The sequence below is a fragment of the Acidisoma sp. genome (genome assembly GCF_965199065.1).
Taxonomy (GTDB): Bacteria; Pseudomonadota; Alphaproteobacteria; order Acetobacterales; family Acetobacteraceae; genus Acidisoma.
In genome coordinates this window covers 1,840,492-1,859,419 of sequence record NZ_CBDAQN010000003.1, presented here as the reverse complement: position 1 = coordinate 1,859,419, position 18,928 = coordinate 1,840,492, and the positions used below count along the sequence as shown (strand labels likewise).

General features: G+C 62.5%; 18 protein-coding genes. 12 read left to right on the top strand and 6 right to left on the bottom strand.

Features of this window, described 5'->3' with window-relative positions; all coding sequences use genetic code 11:
* Nucleotide 1: 1 nt before the first annotated feature.
* From ACOEQ1_RS16795 to ACOEQ1_RS16750, 10 genes are all read left to right on the top strand, one after another.
* Nucleotides 2-661 (top strand): aspartate/glutamate racemase family protein, encoded by a 660-nt coding sequence (locus ACOEQ1_RS16795; protein ID WP_419760372.1) that lies wholly within the window; start codon nucleotides 2-4, stop codon nucleotides 659-661.
* A 79-nt stretch (nucleotides 662-740) separates the two neighbouring features.
* Nucleotides 741-1,178 carry a cupin domain-containing protein gene (locus ACOEQ1_RS16790; protein ID WP_419760371.1) on the top strand — a complete coding sequence of 146 codons (438 nt, stop codon included), beginning with the start codon at nucleotides 741-743 and terminating at the stop codon, nucleotides 1,176-1,178.
* A 115-nt stretch (nucleotides 1,179-1,293) separates the two neighbouring features.
* Nucleotides 1,294-2,550 (top strand): FAD binding domain-containing protein, encoded by a 1,257-nt coding sequence (locus ACOEQ1_RS16785; RefSeq protein WP_419760370.1) that lies wholly within the window; start codon nucleotides 1,294-1,296, stop codon nucleotides 2,548-2,550.
* An 83-nt stretch (nucleotides 2,551-2,633) separates the two neighbouring features.
* Complete coding sequence (locus tag ACOEQ1_RS16780; RefSeq protein WP_419760369.1) at nucleotides 2,634-3,584, top strand: cyclase family protein; 951 nt, start codon at nucleotides 2,634-2,636, stop codon at nucleotides 3,582-3,584.
* A 270-nt stretch (nucleotides 3,585-3,854) separates the two neighbouring features.
* A complete protein-coding gene (locus tag ACOEQ1_RS16775; protein ID WP_419760368.1) occupies nucleotides 3,855-5,384 on the top strand; it encodes a sugar ABC transporter ATP-binding protein in 1,530 nt (509 codons plus the stop codon).
* Nucleotides 5,381-6,379 (top strand): ABC transporter permease, encoded by a 999-nt coding sequence (locus tag ACOEQ1_RS16770; RefSeq protein ID WP_419760367.1) that lies wholly within the window; start codon nucleotides 5,381-5,383, stop codon nucleotides 6,377-6,379. Before ACOEQ1_RS16775 ends, ACOEQ1_RS16770 begins: the two co-directional genes overlap by 4 nt.
* On the top strand, nucleotides 6,376-7,404 hold the full coding sequence (locus ACOEQ1_RS16765; protein ID WP_419760366.1) for an ABC transporter permease: 1,029 nt from the start codon (nucleotides 6,376-6,378) through the stop codon (nucleotides 7,402-7,404). Before ACOEQ1_RS16770 ends, ACOEQ1_RS16765 begins: the two co-directional genes overlap by 4 nt.
* A 53-nt stretch (nucleotides 7,405-7,457) precedes the next feature.
* Entirely contained in the window at nucleotides 7,458-8,678 is a 1,221-nt protein-coding gene (locus ACOEQ1_RS16760; protein WP_419760365.1) for a sugar ABC transporter substrate-binding protein, read from the top strand.
* 65 nt (nucleotides 8,679-8,743) lie between these two features.
* Nucleotides 8,744-10,030, top strand: coding sequence for a histidinol dehydrogenase (gene hisD, locus ACOEQ1_RS16755; RefSeq protein WP_419760364.1), 1,287 nt, complete (start codon nucleotides 8,744-8,746; stop codon nucleotides 10,028-10,030).
* Nucleotides 10,031-10,099: 69 nt separating this feature from the next.
* The gene (locus tag ACOEQ1_RS16750) at nucleotides 10,100-11,095 is read left to right on the top strand and encodes a LacI family DNA-binding transcriptional regulator (RefSeq protein ID WP_419760363.1); all 996 of its coding nucleotides are present in this window, start codon (nucleotides 10,100-10,102) and stop codon (nucleotides 11,093-11,095) included.
* A 275-nt stretch (nucleotides 11,096-11,370) separates the two neighbouring features.
* Here the strand turns inward: ACOEQ1_RS16750 and ACOEQ1_RS16745 are convergent, their stop codons facing one another.
* On the bottom strand, nucleotides 11,371-11,535 hold the full coding sequence (locus ACOEQ1_RS16745; protein ID WP_419760362.1) for a hypothetical protein: 165 nt from the start codon (nucleotides 11,533-11,535) through the stop codon (nucleotides 11,371-11,373).
* On the opposite strand from ACOEQ1_RS16745, the gene ACOEQ1_RS16740 reads away from it, so the two are divergent.
* On the top strand, nucleotides 11,535-12,524 hold the full coding sequence (locus ACOEQ1_RS16740; protein WP_419760361.1) for an N-acyl homoserine lactonase family protein: 990 nt from the start codon (nucleotides 11,535-11,537) through the stop codon (nucleotides 12,522-12,524). The two genes, ACOEQ1_RS16745 and ACOEQ1_RS16740, sit on opposite strands and share 1 nt — an antisense overlap.
* A gap of 30 nt (nucleotides 12,525-12,554) precedes the next feature.
* Nucleotides 12,555-13,295, top strand: coding sequence for an SDR family NAD(P)-dependent oxidoreductase (locus ACOEQ1_RS16735; protein WP_419760360.1), 741 nt, complete (start codon nucleotides 12,555-12,557; stop codon nucleotides 13,293-13,295).
* Nucleotides 13,296-13,389: 94 nt separating this feature from the next.
* Here ACOEQ1_RS16735 and ACOEQ1_RS16730 read toward each other — a convergent pair whose 3' ends face one another.
* The 5 genes from ACOEQ1_RS16730 to ACOEQ1_RS16710 are packed head-to-tail and all read right to left on the bottom strand — an operon-like array spanning nucleotide 13,390 to nucleotide 18,898.
* Nucleotides 13,390-14,274 carry an SMP-30/gluconolactonase/LRE family protein gene (locus ACOEQ1_RS16730; RefSeq protein ID WP_419760359.1) on the bottom strand — a complete coding sequence of 295 codons (885 nt, stop codon included), beginning with the start codon at nucleotides 14,272-14,274 and terminating at the stop codon, nucleotides 13,390-13,392.
* A gap of 47 nt (nucleotides 14,275-14,321) precedes the next feature.
* Nucleotides 14,322-14,528 (bottom strand): hypothetical protein, encoded by a 207-nt coding sequence (locus tag ACOEQ1_RS16725; protein WP_419760358.1) that lies wholly within the window; start codon nucleotides 14,526-14,528, stop codon nucleotides 14,322-14,324.
* The gene (locus ACOEQ1_RS16720; RefSeq protein ID WP_419760357.1) at nucleotides 14,529-15,305 is read right to left on the bottom strand and encodes an SDR family oxidoreductase; all 777 of its coding nucleotides are present in this window, start codon (nucleotides 15,303-15,305) and stop codon (nucleotides 14,529-14,531) included.
* Nucleotides 15,306-15,323: 18 nt separating this feature from the next.
* Entirely contained in the window at nucleotides 15,324-17,342 is a 2,019-nt protein-coding gene (locus ACOEQ1_RS16715) for an ABC transporter permease (protein WP_419760356.1), read from the bottom strand.
* The gene (locus tag ACOEQ1_RS16710) at nucleotides 17,339-18,898 is read right to left on the bottom strand and encodes a sugar ABC transporter ATP-binding protein (protein WP_419760355.1); all 1,560 of its coding nucleotides are present in this window, start codon (nucleotides 18,896-18,898) and stop codon (nucleotides 17,339-17,341) included. Before ACOEQ1_RS16710 ends, ACOEQ1_RS16715 begins: the two co-directional genes overlap by 4 nt.
* Nucleotides 18,899-18,928 lie beyond the last annotated feature (30 nt).

The window sequence follows — 18,928 nt, the reverse complement described above, 5'->3', positions numbered from 1 at the left end:
GATGCGGATCGCGCTCATTCACGGACTGCGCAACTCGGTTGGTCCGGCGCGGGAGGCCTTTCAGCGTCTCTGGCCCGAGGTGGACGTGGCAAACCTGCTCGAGGATAGCCTTTCGGCGGATCTGGCGCGGCAGGGGGGTCTCACGCCCGGCATGACCGAGCGGTTTCTGACCCTCGCCCGCTACATGGTGGGGTGCGGAGCTGACGGCCTGCTGTTCACCTGCTCGGCCTTCGGTCCGTGCATCGAGGCCTGCGCACGCGAACTCTCGCCGCTCCCGGTGCTGAAGCCCAACGAGGCGATGATCGAGGAGGCGGTAGCGCGCGCCGGTCCGAACGGACGGATCGGCCTGCTGGCCACGTTCCCGGCGACGCTCGACACCATGCCAGACGAGTTCAGGCGTGTGGCGCCGGGCGTGACCATCGTGCCGGCGCTCGCCGAGGATGCGCTGGCGCTTCTCGACGCCGGAGACGGGGACGGCCACGACAGGTCGGCGGCACGCGCGGCGAAGGCCGCCTTTGAGGGCTGCGATGTCGTGGCGCTTGCCCAGTTTAGTCTGGCTCGGGCGGCGCGATCCGTGGCCGAGGTCGTCACCTGCGACGTTCTGACCACGCCGGACAGCGCGGTGCGAAAGCTGCGCCACTCGCTTGGCGCAGCCGTCTGAAACCTTGGCAAATGCCGCTTACGCGTAATCCTTTGACATCGGTCGACTGACCATTAAGCTCGCCGTGGAGGGTCTTACTATGACTGGTGCATTGCCTGAACTGAACCTGCAGCCCGATCCCGACTGGCCGCAAACACTCAAAGATGAATTGGCCGAGAGCACAAGAAACGGCTGCGTCGGCAATCAATTGGTGTCCGAGACCGAGCGTGTTCGTATATGGATTATCAAATTAGCCCCCGGTGAGCGCCTCGGCTTCCACCGTCACGTTCTCAACTACTTCTGGACGGTTCTGACCAACGGTAGCGCACGATCGCATTATCAAGATGGCAGAACCGCGGAGGTCAGCTACATCGCCGGTGAGACGAAACATCTCTCCTTTGCGGCAGGCGAATCAATGATCCACGATTTGGAAAATATCGGCGAAGAAGAGCTGATCTTTACGACGGTGGAATTTCTCGACAGTGCGAACGCGTCACTTCCGGTGCCGTCAGAAGTGCGCCTGTCAGCCGTTGCTTGAACCACATGCATTGGCACCACCGCTGCCGAAATGCCTGGCCTCGTGCTCTCTATCGATTGATCCCCGGTATTGTGAAGGAAAGTGGGTTGTCGGATAGCGCAAGTTGATGCGGCCAATGAGTGGACGGACAGCCATCGTTATCGGTGGATCCATCGCCGGGCTGCTCGCAGCTCTTCTTTTGCGGCGTGACGGCTGGACTGTCGACGTATTCGAACGTGTCCAGACAGGGCTGACCGGGCGGGGGGCCGGGATTGTCACTCACCCAGAACTGTTTGAGGTCCTGAGATCGGCCGGGATCGAGGTAACTCCAGAACTCGGCGTGCAGGTGCAGACCCGCCGTTTGCTCGATCGCAATGGCGACTGCACTGCCGAACTCGACATGCCGCAGGTGGTGACGTCCTGGGATCGGCTGTATCATGAACTGCGCCGGAAGCTTCCGGACGATCACTATCACAACGGGCGGATCCTGGAGCGCATCGACGCGAAAAACGACGTTGTAACTGCACGGTTTACAGATGGCGGATCCATTTCCGCCGACCTTCTTGTTGCAGCGGACGGCTTCCGCTCGGTCTGCCGAAGTCAGTTCTTTCCAACGCTACCGCTCAAATACGCAGGCTATATTGCCTGGCGTGGCTTAGTCGATGAGGCGCTGATATCGGTCGAGGCGCGCACTGGGCTCTTCGAGCACTTCGCCTTCTCGCTGCCGGAGGGTGAGCAAATGCTGGGTTATCCCGTTGCTGGCGTAAACAACGACATGCGGGTTGGCCATCGGCGCTATAACTGGGTCTGGTATCGGCCAGCCGATGAACATGTCACGTTGCGGAACCTGCTGACTGACCAATCAGGTCTCGTCCACGAGCTTTCAATCGCTCCTCCGCTGATCAGGCCGGACATTGTCGCTGTCATGCGACAAGCGTCTGAAGATAATCTTTCCTGGCAGTTTCAGGAACTTGTAGGATTAACAGCACAACCGTTCTTCCAGCCGGTCTATGATCTGGAGACAGAACGTATGGCGATTGGGCGTGTTGCCATAATCGGCGATGCTGCCTTCGTCGTGCGGCCGCATGTTGGAGCAGGCGTGACGAAAGCCGCGCAGGACGCATTATCGCTCGCGGTGAACCTAGGGAACGCAAAAGGCGATGTGCGCTCCGGACTGCTGGCCTTTGAGCGGGATCGGTTGCCCGTCGGTAAGCGCATCGTTGCCCAAGCCCGACACCTCGGTGCCTACATGCGGCCCCAGAGCGACCCACCCGAACAGCAACGCGTCGCAGAGATATTGTCGGGACCTGATGCCGTTATGAGAGAAACGGCATCTCTGGCTTTTCTCCGGTCAGGAATCCCCTGCGACTCAAATCGAGCCAGCATCCGATGATACCGATGATACCAATGACTTGACCGTAACCCGCGTATCACGCCTGTAATTGAGCGATAATCAGAAAAGTGTGGAGGCGACATATGAAAGTCGATAGAGCGGCCATTGAGACAGCGGCCAAGGAGCTTTCAAATTGGGGGCGCTGGGGCAAAGACGACCAAGTTGGAACGCTGAATAACGTCACGTCCGCCGATGTAATTGCGGCCGCAGGGCTCGTGCGCCGCGGCAAGGTCTTCGCACTCGGTTTGTCGCTGAAGGAGCCGATTCAGTCCGGCCTGTTCGGCGGGCGCTGGAACCCCATCCATACGATGCTGGCCACAGGAACCGACGCAATCGCGGGAAAGCAGGATGTGCCCGCTCCGTATCTTCGCTACGCGGACGATGCCATCAACATGCCGTGCCAAGCCTCGACCCAATGGGACGCGCTCTGCCACATCTTCCATGGTGACACGATGTATAATGGGTTCGGTGCCGACCTTGTCGATGCGCGCGGGGCCAAGGCGCTCGGCATCGAGAAAGTGCGCGACAAGATGGTAGGCCGTGGCGTTTTGCTCGACATAGCGCGCTTCAAGGGCGTCGATTACCTTGAGGATGGATACGCCATAACGAGTGCCGACCTCGACGCCTGTGCGGCGGCGGAGGGTGTCGCGATCCGCAAGGGCGACTTTGTTATCGTCCGCACAGGCCAACAGGAACGCTGTCTCGCAAGGAACGACTGGAGCGGGTATGCGGGCGGTAACGCACCGGGCTTTGCGTTTGAGACCTGCTATTGGTTGCGGCAGAACGATGTCGCGGCAATCTGCTCGGATACCTGGGGCTGCGAAGTCCGCCCGAACGAGACCACCGACGCGAACCAGCCCTGGCATTGGGTGGTCATTCCCGCCATCGGGATCTCGATGGGGGAGATTTTCTACTTAAAGGAGCTGGCAGAGGATTGTGCGGAAGACAACGTCTACGAGTTCTTCTTCACCGCCCCGCCGCTGCATCTTCCGGGGGGCGCCGGCTCACCGATCAATCCGCAGGCCATCAAGTAAGCCCACGACGAGCTTGGCCGGCGACGCGCCAGCTGCGCTTGCATCCGCGTGCAAGTTGATCTTGCATTCGGATGCATTTGTTTTAGGCTACAGGCCTACGACGTGATCCGGTGTCATCCGGCAATTAAGAAAGGCTGTCCGGGCGCACCTGGACAAGGTGATTGGGAGCAGCGACGTCATGAACATGTGGCCGGAGGGCGCCTTCGTTGAAGCAGGCCGGCCGCTTGCGGCTCCGGCCGAGTGCAACAGGTCGTTGGAAGGCGACGAAGCGTGAGCTCCGCGGGCGGTCAATCCAGCCTGAATGTGGACGGTCTCGCCAAAGCATACGGCCCAACCATCGCGCTACGCCATGTCACCTTGGACCTTCAGTATGGGGAGGTGCACGCGCTTTTGGGCGAGAACGGGGCGGGCAAGTCCACCCTGGTAAAGGTCCTCAGCGGCATCGTGGCGCCGGATTCGGGGGACCTGATGTTAAACGGGAAGCCATATCGCCCGCATTCGCTCATGGATGCGCGCCGATCCGGCGTTTCGACAGCCTTCCAGGAGTTGAGCCTTCTGACCAACTTAAGTGTCGCGGCGAATTTACTACTACCGACACTGTTGAAGGGCGCGAGCGGCCTTGCCTCGACACGGCTGAACCAGAGGCGGGCGAGCGAAATTCTGGCGGAATTCGATGCCACGGACATTTCGCCGCAGGCGCTGGTCAGCGAACTTACGCTAGCGGAGAAGCAGCGGCTCGAAATCGTGCGCGCCCTCAGCCACCGTCCGCGGGTGCTCGTGCTGGATGAGCCGACAGCGGCCTTGGCAGAGCCCGAGTGGCTATTTCGTCTCATCGACCGGATCATCGGAACGGGCGATGTGGCCATTCTCTATATATCCCATCGGCTGGCCGAGGTCCGGCGCCTGTGCCGACGTGGCACAGTGCTGCGCAACGGGGAAAGCATCGGCACGGTCAGTCTGAACGGCACTGCCGACGCGGATATCTTCCGGATGATGGTCGGCAGTTCGCCCAGTGGCGATCAGGCGAAGCAGGCGGCGCGGATCGCGACCGCGGAGCCTCCGGCCATTGCGGTCCGCGGACTGACCGGCGCCGGTGTTTCCGATGTGAGTTTCGCTGTGCATCGCGGCGAAATCGTAGGCGTTGCCGCTCTGGAGGGTCAGGGGCAGAGGGAACTTCTGCGGATGCTGGCAGGCGTCGAACGGGTGATGTCTGGCTCCATCGAGGTCGACGGCCACCCGTTGAACGGAGCGAGCCCTGCGTCGGCGCTCAAGGCGGGCATCGGATTTGTGCCCGAGGAACGGAAGTCGGAGGGGATTTTCCTTGGGCTCGCCACATCCACCAATATTTCACTGTCGATACTCGACCGTCTTCGGCGCTTCGGATTGATCGACCGACGCCGAGAGCGCGATGCCGTCCATGCCGAGGCCGCACGTGTCGAGTTGGCGGGGCGATACCTCGACATGCGCATCTCCGCGCTGTCCGGTGGCAACCAGCAGAAGGCGCTGGTCGCTCGGGTGCTGCTGTCGGGTGCGCGAAATCTCGTGCTGTTCGATCCGACGCGCGGGGTCGATGTCGGCACGAAGCAGGTTATCTATGGCGTCATCCGGGACTTCGTGGCGCGGGGCGGCAGCGTTCTCATCTATTCGACCGAACTCGCCGAAATTGTTCAACTCGTGCACCGCTGCGTGGTCCTCTATCGGGGCCGCATCATGGGTGAGCTGTCAGCCGCCGAGATGTCGGAAGAACGGCTTGTGTCGCTGGCAACAGGCCACGCCCATTACGCAGAGGCTGCAGAATGAGCGCCAGCAACGCCGTCTCGGCTGCGCCGTTTCGCCGGAACGGCCTGGTCACGCGGCTGCTCGGCAACGGCACCGTCAATGTGGCTGTGGTCTATGCCATACTCCTGATCATTTTCGCGGTAAGTCAACCTGACGCGCTGACTGGGTCGGGCATCACCGACCTCTTCAACAACGCCTTGCCTCTGGCGCTCGCGGCGGCCGGCGGCGGATTGGTCGTTCTGACGCGTGGTTTCGATCTCTCGGTCGCCGGGGTGGTCGCTCTGACCAACGTGCTTGTCGCCACCGAGGTTCCGGATGGTCCTGGCGGTGTCGTCATGGCGCTCGGTATCGCCGTCGGCATCGGGCTCATTGTGGGAGCCATAAACGGATGGCTGGTTGCCTATGTGCGACTGCAATCCATCGCCTCCACGCTGGCCACGATGATCGTCTGTTCCGGCATCGCACTTCTGGTGCTCGACGCTCCGGGCGGCAACGTTCCGGACGCAGTCGTCTACGGGCTTACCGGCGTGCTGCCTGGCATCGTGCCCGTGGCAGCCGTCATCGCCATTGTTGTCGTTCTGCTCTGGCTTGCGCTCCGCCGCACAGATTGGGGCGTCGGGGTCTATGCCGTCGGCGCGGATGAGATGGCCGCCGCGCTCGCGGGCGTGCCCGTGCGCCGCGTGAAGTTCCTCGCTTACTGCCTGGCGGGCGTCTTCTATGGGCTTGCCGGACTTATGCTGAGCGCGGTCACCGCCACTGGCAATCCAGACGCTGGGACGCCCTACCTCCTGTTGATGTTCGCAGCCATAGCCATCGGCGGCACAGCGTTCAGTGGCGGGCGCGGCGGCATGATCGGCTCGATGCTCGGCGCTGCCACATTGACGTTGCTGCAGAAGGTCCTGTTCTCGGCCGGTATCTCCTCATTCTACACCGGAATTTTCCAGGGGATCGTCATGATCCTGGCGGTGATGCTGGGCGGACTGTCGGCCAAGATCGCGGAAGGACGGCGTCGATGAGCGCACGCGAAATCACGCGCCGGGCGGACGCCCCCGATGATCGCGCTGGCAGGCGCCGCCGGATCAGCAGCGAAGTCTGGACGGTCGTCGGATTGTTTGTCGTAACGATCATCATGATCCTCGCGTCGAGGCTGATCAGCCCGTCCTTCGGCAGCTGGGGCCAGGCGCGCGCGATCCTCATTCTGACCTCCTTCGTCATGGTGATCGCTTTCGGACAGCAATCGGTCATCCTCATTGGGGGGCTGGACCTGTCTGTGGGCTCGATGATGACGCTAGGCGGGATCCTGACGTTCAGCTGGATCGGTTCTTCGGGTCCTGCCCTCCTCTGGGGCATCCCCGCAGTGCTGCTCGTAGCCGGTTTGATCGGTGCCATCAGCGGCGTCGGCATTATCCTGCTGCGGGTTCCCCCGTTCATCATGACGCTCGCCATGGGCATCATCGTCTATGGCGCTGCCTTGGGCATCACCGGCGGCACTCCTTCCGGTCAGGCCTCTCCCATCCTTAGCGCCCTGTTTACGCATGCGGTGCTGGGGATACCGTGGATCATCGTGCTTATGGTCGTCTTCGCGGTGCTCGGCACGCTTCTCCAGCAGGCAACGCCCTTCGGACGCCGCCTTTACGCCATCGGCACCAGCCCGCAGGCGGCGATGATAGCGGGCTTGCCAGTGCGGCGCCTCACCATCCTGACCTATGCAATCAGCGGCGCCACCGCCAGCTTGGCCGGTATCCTCATGGTCGGCTACGGCAGCGGTGCCACACTCACGATGGGCGACAGCTACCTGCTGCCGTCCGTTGCCGCAGTGGTGATCGGGGGCACCTCGATCCTGGGCGGTCGCGGCCTCTACCTTGGCGCGATTGGGGGGGCCTTGCTGCTGACGACCCTCTCGACCGTCATTTCCTCGATCGGCATCGCGCAAGGCTGGAGGACAATCATCTACGGCGTTGTCATCCTGATTGCGCTGGTGCTGCTGCATGACGAGCTGACCACCTGGACGGCCCGTCTGCGCCTACGCGGTCCTGCATGAACGAACGTGCGGACAAGTTTCGTCACAACAAGAAAACAAGGAGGGAGACGAACATGCCAAAGTGGATAAAGCTGAAACGGCTGTTGCTGGCGATGGCGGGATCAGTCGGTCTTGCTGCCGCCCTGGCTGTTCCGGCTCAAGCTCAGGAGAAGATCAAGATCTTCCTGAGCCTGAGCTATAGCGGCAATGCCTGGCAGAGCGAGGCCGCCAATATCGTCAAGGCGCTGGCAGCGACCCCGCCTTACGACAAGCTCGTCGACCTGCGAGAGGTCATTTCAGGAACCGACGTGCAGGCCCAGATCTCGGCTTACCAGAGCATGATCGATGCCGGTGCCAAGGGCATCATCAGCTTCCCAGTGTCGCCGACCGGGCTCAACCGCACCATCCGGCGCGGCTGTGCCAAGGGCGTGCTGTTTTTCCTGTACGATGCGACGGTCACCGAGCCCTGCGCCTATAACGTCAGCTACATCACGTCAGGCTTCGGCGAGAACACCGCCCAGGCCCTCGTCAATGAGTTGGGGGGCAAGGGCAAGATCTTCCTCAGCCGCGGCGTGCCTGGCAATTCCGTCGATGAGCGCCACACCGAGGGCGCAATGTCGATCTTCAAGAAATATCCCGGCATCAAGATCGTCGCCACCTACTACGGCATGTGGTCCGACCAGACGACGCAGTCCGAAACCGCGAAGGCGCTGGCAGCGCATCCCGATGTCGATGGCATTTGGGCGCAGGCAGGCGAAGACGGCGCGATCAAGGCGCTGCTCGCGACCGGTCGGCAGCGGCTCATTCCGGTCACGGGCGAGAACTCCAACGGCTTTCGTTTGGCACTAGCCAATCCGGCTTATCAGGCACGCGGTCTGAAAGGTGTTTCCTCCGGCTCGCCGCCGGCGACCGCAGGCTACGCGTTCAAGCTCATGATGGAGATACTGACGAAGCACCGCGTGTTGCCGACGCACAACATTCAGTATCCCCTGCCCTGGGTTCCGGCGGCGGACGTGAAAGTCTGCACCGGCGACAAGTTCGAAAACGGTTGCAACACGTTTCCGCAGAACAAGGTGCCGGACTCATTCGTGACCGAAGTCTTCGAGCCGACCCTGCTGCCGGAGCTTTCCCTGGTCACGGCATCAGACGGAACGCCGACGCCGGGGGCGACTATTCAGCCGTTGCCGCCGACCGTTGTGGCCGCGCCCGATACACCCGGCATCAACTGCTCACACTGCAAGCCGCCGGCTGATCTGTACCACCTGACGAAGGTGCAGCCGACCGTTCAACCTTAGCCGACGCGGCTGAGCCGAGGTGCCGTTTTGCCGGCGCCTCGGCTCAGCACAGGAGATGTCGCACGATGATTCGTTATTTGAAAAGCGCCCCTAGCCAGCAGGACGCCGCGGATGCGGATCGCAAGGTCCGCCAAACCGTCGAAGGCATCCTGGACGACGTCGCACAACGTGGCGATGAGGCTGTGCGCGATCTTTCAACCCGGTTCGATAAGTGGGAGCCGGATGCGTTCCGGCTGACCCAGGATCAGATCGATGAGCTGATCGCCAGCCTGCCGGCGCAGGTGATCGGGGATATCACGTTTGCCCAGGCGCAGATCCGCCGCTTCGCGCAGGCGCAACTCGGGACGATCCGGGACCTGGAGATAGAGACCTTGCCAGGCGTTCGGCTCGGCCATCGCAACATTCCGGTCGCCAGCGTCGGCTGCTACATTCCGGGCGGCCGCTATCCGATGGTCGCCTCCGCCCATATGAGTGTCCTCACCGCGAAGGTGGCAGGCGTAAAGCGCGTCATCGCATGCACTCCGCCACTCGCCGGCAAAGCCCCTGCGGCAACAATCGCCGCGATGTCCATGGCGGGCGCCGACGAGATCTACGTGCTTGGAGGCATTCAGGCCGTGGCCGCCATGGCGATCGGCACGAAGACGATAAAGCCGGTCGACATGCTGGTGGGACCGGGCAATGCTTTCGTGGCGGAGGCTAAGCGGCAACTTTACGGGCGTGTCGGTATCGATCTTTTTGCGGGTCCGACCGAGACGCTGATCATCGCTGACGATACAGCGGATGCGGAGATGTGCGCGACGGATCTGCTCGGACAGGCGGAGCATGGACCCACATCGCCTGCAATTCTCCTTACGACGTCGACACGCATCGCAAGTCAGATAGAGGCTGAGATCGAGCGCCAGCTAACCCGGCTGGCGACTGCGGACGTGGCTTCGGTTGCGTGGCGGGATCATGGTCAGGTCATCCTCTGCGATACGGAGCAAGAGATGCTCGAGGAGGCAGATCGCATCGCCTCCGAGCACGTTCAGGTGCTGACGCATAATCCGCGCTGGTTCCTGGAGAACATGACGAATTACGGCGCTCTCTTTCTCGGCAAGCAGACAAATGTCGCTTTCGGAGACAAGGTCATCGGCACCAATCACACCCTGCCGACGAAGAAGGCCGCGCGCTACACCGGCGGCCTCTGGGTCGGGAAGTTCATCAAGACCTGCACCTATCAGGAAGTGGATGACGCAGCCAGCGCGATGGTCGGCGAGTATTGCTCGCGTCTCTGCGCTATTGAAAATTTTGCCGGGCATAAGGAGCAGGCGGATCTTCGCGTGCGGCGATATGGAGGCCGCAACACAGTCTGACATCGGGCAGCTGGCGGTATGAACGATCAGGCGGACAATCGGCGGGCTGGAAAAAGAACTGCGGGTCGCATGCCTGTCACCGCGCGTGAGTTGGCGCGTCATCTGGGCGTGTCGCAGTCCACCGTCTCACGGGCCTTCAGCCGTCATGCCAGCATCGCGCCGGCCATGCGGGAACGCGTCATGGAAGCGGCCGGCGCCTTGGGCTACCAGCCGAACGTCATCGCACGCAGCCTGTCGACGAAGCGTAGCAATATCGTTGGCATCGTCATGGCCAGCATGACGAACCCCTTCTATCCCGAACTGCTGGAACAGCTCTCGCGGGCGCTGCAAAGGGCTGGGCTTCAGACCCTGCTGTTCCATGCGCCACCGGGGGAAGATGTGGACAGCCAGCTGCCGCTGCTGCTCCAATACCAGGTGGATGCGGTTGTGATCGCGTCCGCCACTGTGTCCTCTGCCATGGCGCTGGAATGGACCCAGACTGGACGGCCCGCCGTGCTGTTCAACCGCACGGTGCCGGGAGCCGGGGTCACTACCGTGTCCTGCGACAATCTCGCCGGCGGCCGCGACGTGGCGGATCTGCTCGTCAGCCTTGGCCGCCGCCGCATCGCCTACGTGGCTGGGCGCTCCGATACCTCGACCAACGCCGATCGCGAGCATGGTTTCACCCAGAGGCTTAACCAGCTGGGCGTGGCGCTGCATGCCCGCTCCGGCGGCGAGGAGTATGGCTACGAGCACGGCTATAGGGCGACACTCGAACTCGCGGCCAAGCGGCCGGACGCAGTCTTCTACGCCAACGACATTACGGCACTTGGCGGCATGGATGCGCTTCGTCAGGAACTCGGCCTGGCTGTGCCGGAAGATGTGGCCGTCGTCGGTTATGACGACATCCCGATGGCTGCCTGGCCCTCCTACGGGCTGACGACGGTGCGCCAGCCCGTGCAGGCGATGATCGAAGCGACCGTCGCTTGCCTCGCCGCCGATATGTCAGGCCCTGGAGATGCCCAGATGCATGTGATAGGCGGCCCGCTGATCGAGCGCGCCTCTACCGGAGGACCGCGACAATGAGGCGGGTCGAAGATGGCACGTCTTTACCCCGGCCCGGGCTTTGTGAGCCCCTCGGAGCTGACGGCGGCGTCAACGAGCTGCCGCCGGGGATTGACGACATGACGTTGAGCTACATCCTCGCCGCTCGACCCGCCTTCGATCAGATCCGTCAAACGAGCGGGCAGCTTGCCGGCCTGCTGTTGCTGGCGACGGTCGGGCTCGGGAGCGCGCAGGACCATCCAATGTTCGCGCTCGTGCTCACGCGTCGAGCCGCCATGTTGGAGTGTCTTGGTGCGCTACAGCCACCTCGGTCGGCGGAGCATCACCATCGGCATCTTTGCCTTGCCGCACGCGCGGTCGCAGAAGCAGTCGATACTGCGGAACACACTCTGCATCGTCGTGATGATCCAATGCTCAATCGCATTTCGGAACGGCTGCGCCGGTGCAATCAGGAGCTGCATTGGGCCGCCGCCGCCTTGCCCGGCTTTGCCGTAGTCGACCTGCGCCAAGCCTGCTGCGCTGCCCACGCCATAATCAAACCTGCACCATCAAGATAACAAGGGAAGAAGCAATGGCCGATTACTCGATCTGGGTGCTCGAATACGCTTACGTTTCCAAATATCACCTCAGCGGGATCGTCTACGGGGCCCATAATGAGGGCTACAGGAAGCTTCCCTATTGCTATGTCCTCATCAAGGGACAAGGCATAACGGCGATGGTCGATGTCGGCTACAACCTGAAGGACTATGGCGAGACCATGGCCAAGGCATTCAACGTCGTCAATTGGCAGGATCCGCGCACGGTCCTTGCAGAGTGCGGTGTGACGCCGGAGGAGGTGTCGCACGTCTTCATCACCCACGGGCATTTCGACCACATGGGCGGGACGGATCACTTCCCGAACGCGCGCTTCTACATTCAGGAGCGTGAGTTGTCGAAATGGGTCTGGGCCATGTCGCTTGAACAGAAGTTCAGCTGGCTGATGGTGGCGACCGATCCCGGGGACGTGCTGCGCGCGGTCGATCTCGCGCGACAAGGCCGGTTGGTCTGCATCGACGGCGACCGCGATAACGTGCTGCCTGGGATCGACCTGCGGGCTGCCTTCGATACCCATACCTGGGGATCGATGTACGTCACAGTCCGCAACAGCCAACACCCGGATGCCGAGGACAGATGGATTCTCGCCGGCGACCTCGTCTACTCCTTCGATAACCTGCGCGGTCGTGATCCCGAACACCCGCGGTATCTTCCGGTCGGCCTTGCTATGGGCAGCCAGACAAACCTGCTTCTTGCCACAGATGCCATGGTCACCGAGGCAGGTGGCGACACGAACCGCGTGATCCCGATACATGAAGAGCGACTGCCCGAGGTGTTTCCGTCGCGCCGGACGGAGAATGGACTGATGGTGACCGAGATCGCGCTGGCCGACGGTCAGACGAGCATGGTGGCCTGACGCCCAATGGACCTGCCCCGGCTACCTCCGATGCGGCTGGATGGGCGCCGCGCCCTTGTCACCGGAGCGGGGCGCGGCCTCGGCGTCGCATGTGCCAGCGCCCTTGCGCAGGCAGGAGCTGCGGTCACGCTTGTCGCACGCACGTCCATCGAGATCGATGATGTGGCGGCCTCCATCCGCAGGGATGGCGGCTTGGCAGAAGCCCTCGTACTCGATGTTCTGGACGCGGCAGCCGTTACAGCGGCGCTTACGGCGCGTGACCCTTTCGACGTGCTCGTGAACAACGCCGGCACCAACCGGCCGGCGCCCTTCCTCGACGTGCGGATGGAGGACTACGACGCGGTGATGGCCCTTAATGTGCGAGCAACCTTTGTTGTTGCCCAAGCGGTCGCGCGCGGCCTCAGCAACGCCAAGCGAGCTGGCTCGATCATCAACGTCTCGAGTCAGATGGGCCATGTGGGGGGAGCCAACCGCAGCGTCTACTGCGCCAGCAAGCACGCTCTGGAGGGGCTTACCAAAGCCATGGCGATTGAGCTCGGGCCGCTTGGCATCCGCGTGAATACCATCTGTCCAACATTTATCGAAACGCCGCTGACCAGACCGTTCTTCGAGAATGCCGCATTCGCCGACGACGTGCTGCGTCGGATCAAGCTTGGCCGTTTGGGACAGGTTGAGGACATCATGGGCGCGATCGTGCTCCTTGCGTCGGATGCTTCCGCGCTCATGACCGGGTCCGCCCTGATGTTGGATGGAGGCTGGACGGCTGAATGAGGCTGCGGATCACTACGCCTCACCACACCGAGTTATCATCGCACAGAGCCATGCACTGATCATCGTCGCCGACGGCGCAAGCGTCCACATTTGGTCAGCCCTGGAACCGGCCTTCTGGAATGCCGCGAACGCCCAGACCGTAGATCGCGAAAACATGCCCGGCCATGGGCCCATCCTCCGGGAAGCGCGGCAGCGGCGGCCGAGCCATCGAGGTGACGAACATCACGTCTAGATCGGGGCCACCGAACATGACGCTTGTCACTTTCAGGACGGGCGTCTTGATGACCCGGTCGATGCTTCCATCAGGCGAGAACCGCACGATCTGCCCTGAATAGACCGCGGCACTCCAAACATACCCCTCCTCGTCGACGGTCGCGCCATCCGGTGCCCCTCCGATCTCCTTGAACGAGGCAAAGCAACGCTTGTTACTCGGCGTGCCGGTAGCCTGATCATAGTCATAAGCAGAGATCTCTTCCGACCACGTATCGGTAAAGTAGAAGGTGGCGCCGTCGGGACTCCAGCACGGACCATTCGAGCAGATGATGCCTTTCTCCAGAACATGCACAGAAAGGTCCGCGTCCAGGCGATAAAGTGCGCCGTTGGGACCTTCCTCCTTCATGTCCATCGAGCCCGCAATGAAACGTCCCTGCCGATCGACCTTGCCGTCATTCAGCCGGGTGCCGGGAAGATTAGCCTCGGGATCGTGGATCGCAGCGGTTTCGCCAGTCTTGAAATCGAGAAAATGGAAACCGGTCTGCAGAGAAACGACAGCGCCGCCCTGACGGCGCAAGGCCATGGAGCCGATATTTGCCGGCACATCCCAGCTTTCAACTTCGGTGCCCGTTTCCGTGCACCTGAAAATCTGGTTGCCGAAGCTGTCGATCCAGTAAAGCCGCTGCTCTTCAACATCCCAAAGCGGACCCTCGCCAAGGATGTTCTTGCAGGCCACATGGACCCGGATATCAATATCATTCGACATTCAAACCTCCCATCGCTACGGTTCGGCAGTATCGTGCATTTCAAAACTCAAGCGGCAATCGGCAGCTGCATCTTGCCGGTGTCCAAGACCGACCAACGATAGTCGTCGCCATTGCCCGAGAACTCGGCAAGATCATCCGCCGGCACCGGAAGATCGGGCGACTTCGGCGGCGTATAAATCGTAGCGTAACAGCGCCGGTCATGATTGACTTCCGAAGATCGTGCCATTTCCGGTTGTCTTTGGTCGGCGCTCATTCACAGCGATTCAACGTTGCCGCATACGCTGATCGATTGGCCGGAGATGTTCCACCCCGCCTTGGAACAGAGGAAAATCGCGGTCGAGGCGATGTCCTCCGGCGTCACCATGTGCCGCAGCGAGATCCGCTGAAGATACTCCGCCTCCATCGTCTCATAAGGCACGCCCACCTGCTCGGCACGCGCGCGGATCACGCCCTCCATGCGCGGCCCCTTCACGATGCCCGGCAGGATGGCGTTGACGCGGATCCCCACCGGTCCAAGCTCCTTGGCGAGGCTTTGCGTGAAGCCGACGATTGCCCATTTCGACGCCGAATAGGGCGTGCGAAAAGCATAGCCGAAGCGGCCCGCCGCCGATGACAGATTGACGATCGCCGCCTCGCCAGCCGCGCGCAACATCGGCACGGCGTAATGCGCGCAGTAAAACTGGCCGTTTAGATTGATGTCGATGGTGTCGCGCCAAGCGCTTGTGGCGATTTCATCCACCGTGCCGGTCGGGCCGGCGATCCCGGCATTGTTGATTAGAACGTCGAGACCGCCCAGAGCCGCAGCGGCATCATCGACCAGCCGCTTTACCTGATCCTCGCGCGAGACATCAGCGACACTCGTCGTGACGCCGAGTGTCGCGCGGCATTCCGCTAGCGCGGCCTCGTTGATGTCGCACACATGAACGCGCGCACCGTCCTCGACGAAGGCGTCGGTTATGGCGCGGCCAATGCCGCTCGCACCCGCTGTCACGAGAACCCGGAGGCCGGGGTTGACCTGGCGATTTTGCATCACTTCATTCTCCGAGGCTCAACTTGATAGGCGGTCGCGCAATGCGACCACGGCCGCAAGAACGACGGCGCCATAAAGAATTTCCCGGATTGCCGGTGGCGTCGTCGTACCGGCCAGCAATGTCTGCAGCGCCGTGAGCAACAGGACGCCGCCGACCATGCCGAGATAGTTTCCTCGTCCGCCGGTGATCAGCGTGCCGCCGACCACGACGACGGCTATGGAGGGCAGCAGGTAATCATCTCCCATGCCGAGGCTCGCCTGCCCACTGAAGCCGCTCAGCATGATCCCGACGAGCGCCGCGCAGACGCCGCTCAACATGTATACAAGGACGATGGTTCGCCCGACATCGACGCCGGCAAGACGCGCAACACGCTGGCTGTTGCCGACTGCGTAGACGCGTCGCCCGAACGCGGTGCGGGTCAGCAGAAGGCTCGCCATGACGATGAAGACCAGGATCAGCCAGATAACCGGCGCGACACCGAGGAGATGCCCGGTCATCACCCAGCGGATGCTGGGCGGCGCGAATCCGGAGGGCGTCCCGCCGCTGTACAACAAGGCAACTCCCTGTAGGATGCCGTTCATGCCCAAGGTCACGACGATGGGCGGCAACCCGAAGACAACGACGCCGAGACCATTGAGAAAACCGGTTGCAGCGCCGATGAGCAGCACCAGGGGAACCGCCCACAGGGCGCTGGCCGCATTTCCCTGGCCAAAGCCGGCCACCAAAATACCGGCGAGCCCGATGGTCCAGGGCACGGAGAGATCAAGGCCCCCTGTCAGGATGACGGCGCCCTGTCCAAGAGCGAGCACGATCAGGAAGGAAGAAAGCGCCGCCAGGGCTGCCAGATAGCGGAAACCAATGCCGCCATACATCCACCCGGTCACGGCGAGAACGATCAGAAAGCAAAGGTAAGAGGGGATGGCGTAACGCAGGGCCTCTGCATGGCGCACGCGCCAGGCTACGCGTGGCGGCGCGGCGGCCTCCGCCTGCGTCAGCACCACGGCCTTCGCCCGCGACTGGCCCGCGCGACGGCGCGACGGCAGACGCGGCGCCGCAAGCCAGCGGGCGATCGGCAGACCGCCATGGGCAGCGCCGCTAAAGGCCGCGAGGATGAGAATAAGCCCCTCGACCACCGTGCTGTAGTACGCGGGCACATTGAGCACGAGCAGGATGTTGACGATCAGCATGAGGCTATAGGCGCCGAAAACGGAGCCGACGCAGCCGCCGCGACCGCCGCCGAGAACCGTGCCGCCGATGACGACGGCGGCGAATATCTGCAGCAGCAGCGGGTCACCGACCAGAGGATCGCCGGTGCTGGTCTGGGCAGTCACCATCACGCCCGCGAGGCCATAGGCGGCGCCAGCGAGCACATAAGTGACAAAGGTGACGCGCCCGACGCGGATGCCGATAAACCGCGCAGCGTCGGCGTCGCTGCCGATCGCATAGAGCGCGGTGCCGAACCGCGTCTGTTTCAACAGCCCCCAGATCATCAGCACGACCGCCAGCACGACCAAAGGCGCCGGCAGGAGGTTAGGGATGGCACTGCCCGTGAAGAAGCTCGTGAAGTCGCTTGGCACGGTGCCGCCCGGCTTGTCGGAGACGAGCAGGGTCAGCCCCTGCGCCACGAACATCACCGCCAACGTGACGACGATGGGCTGCAGGCGCAGGGCCGCAACGAAAATCCCGTTGAACGCGCCGATCCCCGCGCCGACGCCGACGCCGATCCCCGCCCACAGCACCTCGTTGCCGGGTGTGGCGCCCATGTGATTGGCCAGCAACACGTTGACGAGCGATATGACCGCCCCGGCGCTGAGATCGAAACCGCCGGTAAGGATCACCAAAGTCTGCCCGACCGCGGCCAGTGCCAGCGTCGCGCCGCCCGCCGACATGTAGGAGACATCGAAATAGCCCATCGGCGCGGAAGACAGCAGGTTGACGGCCACGAGAAGGACGATGAAGACGACCACCGCCGTGAGCAGCCCGCGCCTACGCACAAGCTCGGGCATCATGCCCATCGGGGCAGTGGCCGCACTCACGTCAGCGCTCCGATCTTCAATGGCAATTTGCCTCCACCGGAGCCCGGTTCATCCGCATGCCCGAGCGCCGCACGCATGATGGCGGCTTCGGCAATGTCGTCGCCTGCCAGTTCACAGGTGACCCTGCCGTTATAGGCGACGAGGACGCGATGGCTGAGGCCGACCACCTCGGCGATCTCGGTGGAATACATGAGCACGGCGCCGCCGGCGGCCGCAAAATCGGTGATCAGCCGGTATATCTGGTGCTTCGTGCCGACATCCACGCCGCGCGTGGGGTCGAACAGGAGCAGGATGCGGCTGCCCGCGACGACACAGCGCGCAAGCACGATCTTCTGTTGATTGCCTCCGCTGAAGGAGCGCGCAGGCATATAGAGGGCGCGCGCGTCGACCTGAACGCGCGCAAGCGCGGCCGCGACTAACGCTCGCTCGCCGTCGACGTTGATGAGGCCATGCCGGACAAAGCGCTCGATGACGGGCAACGTGGTATTGGCGCAGGCATCCAGCTTGAGGAAAAGACCTTCTGTCTTCCGCTCCTCCGGCACCAGATTGATTCCGATGCGGGCGTCGATGGCATCGCGCGGCGACCGAAGTTCCACCTTCTGCCCGTCGACATGGATTTCGCCACGCCTCACCTCGATGTCGCCAAACAGCGCGCGGAACAGATCGAGTTGACCCATGCCCTGCAGCCCGGCCACGCCCAGGATCTCTCCCGCACGCAGCTGAAAACTCACCTCTTTTATTTCGCCTGCCGTAAGCGCCTTCGCCTCCAGCACCGCGGGTGTCGCGGGGTCAACAAGCTGCCGTGGCGGAAAGGTCGCAGCGATCGACCGGCCGATGATGCGCTCGATGACCTCTTCATCGCTGACTTGAGATACGTTGAAGGTGCCGACGCTCGTGCCGTTGCGCAGGATTGTGAGTTCGTCGCAAAAATCCCGCACCTCGGGCATACGGTGGGAAATGAAAACGACAGTTGTATTCTCCGCCTTTAGTCGCGCGATGATGTCGCCAAGCCAGGTGATGTCGTTACCCGACAAGGTGGAGGTCGGCTCGTCCAGAAGCAGGATCTTAGGCTTACGCAAGATCGCACGCGCAATTTCGATCTTCTGCCTGACGCTGAGATCGAGCTTGCGGATCTCGTCGCGTGGCGAAATCGAGCCGAGCCCGAGGCTCTCCAAATGAGCGGCAACCTGCGCCTGCCCCGCCCGACGTCTCAGAAGGCCGCCCATGGCCGTCGGCTGATAGGGCAACAGCATGTTTTCCCAGACCGTAAGGTTGGGGATTTGCGTAAGTTCCTGAAACGCCGTTTGCAGGCCCGCGTTATGTGCATCGCGCGGGCTGTCGAACTTCACCTCTCGCCCGAAAACCACAATCTGGCCGCTATCCGGCCGGACGAGTCCGCTCAGCATCTTGACCATGGTCGACTTGCCGGCGCCGTTCTCGCCCAGGAGGGCGTGGACGGTGCCGGCCGCAGCGGCGAAGGTCGCTTCCGCCAGAGCGACGGTCGGCCCATATGCCTTGCGGGCCTTGGTAACCGATATCGCTTTCTCGCCGGTCATGGTCATCCTGGTCTCGTCTCTACCCGCTTC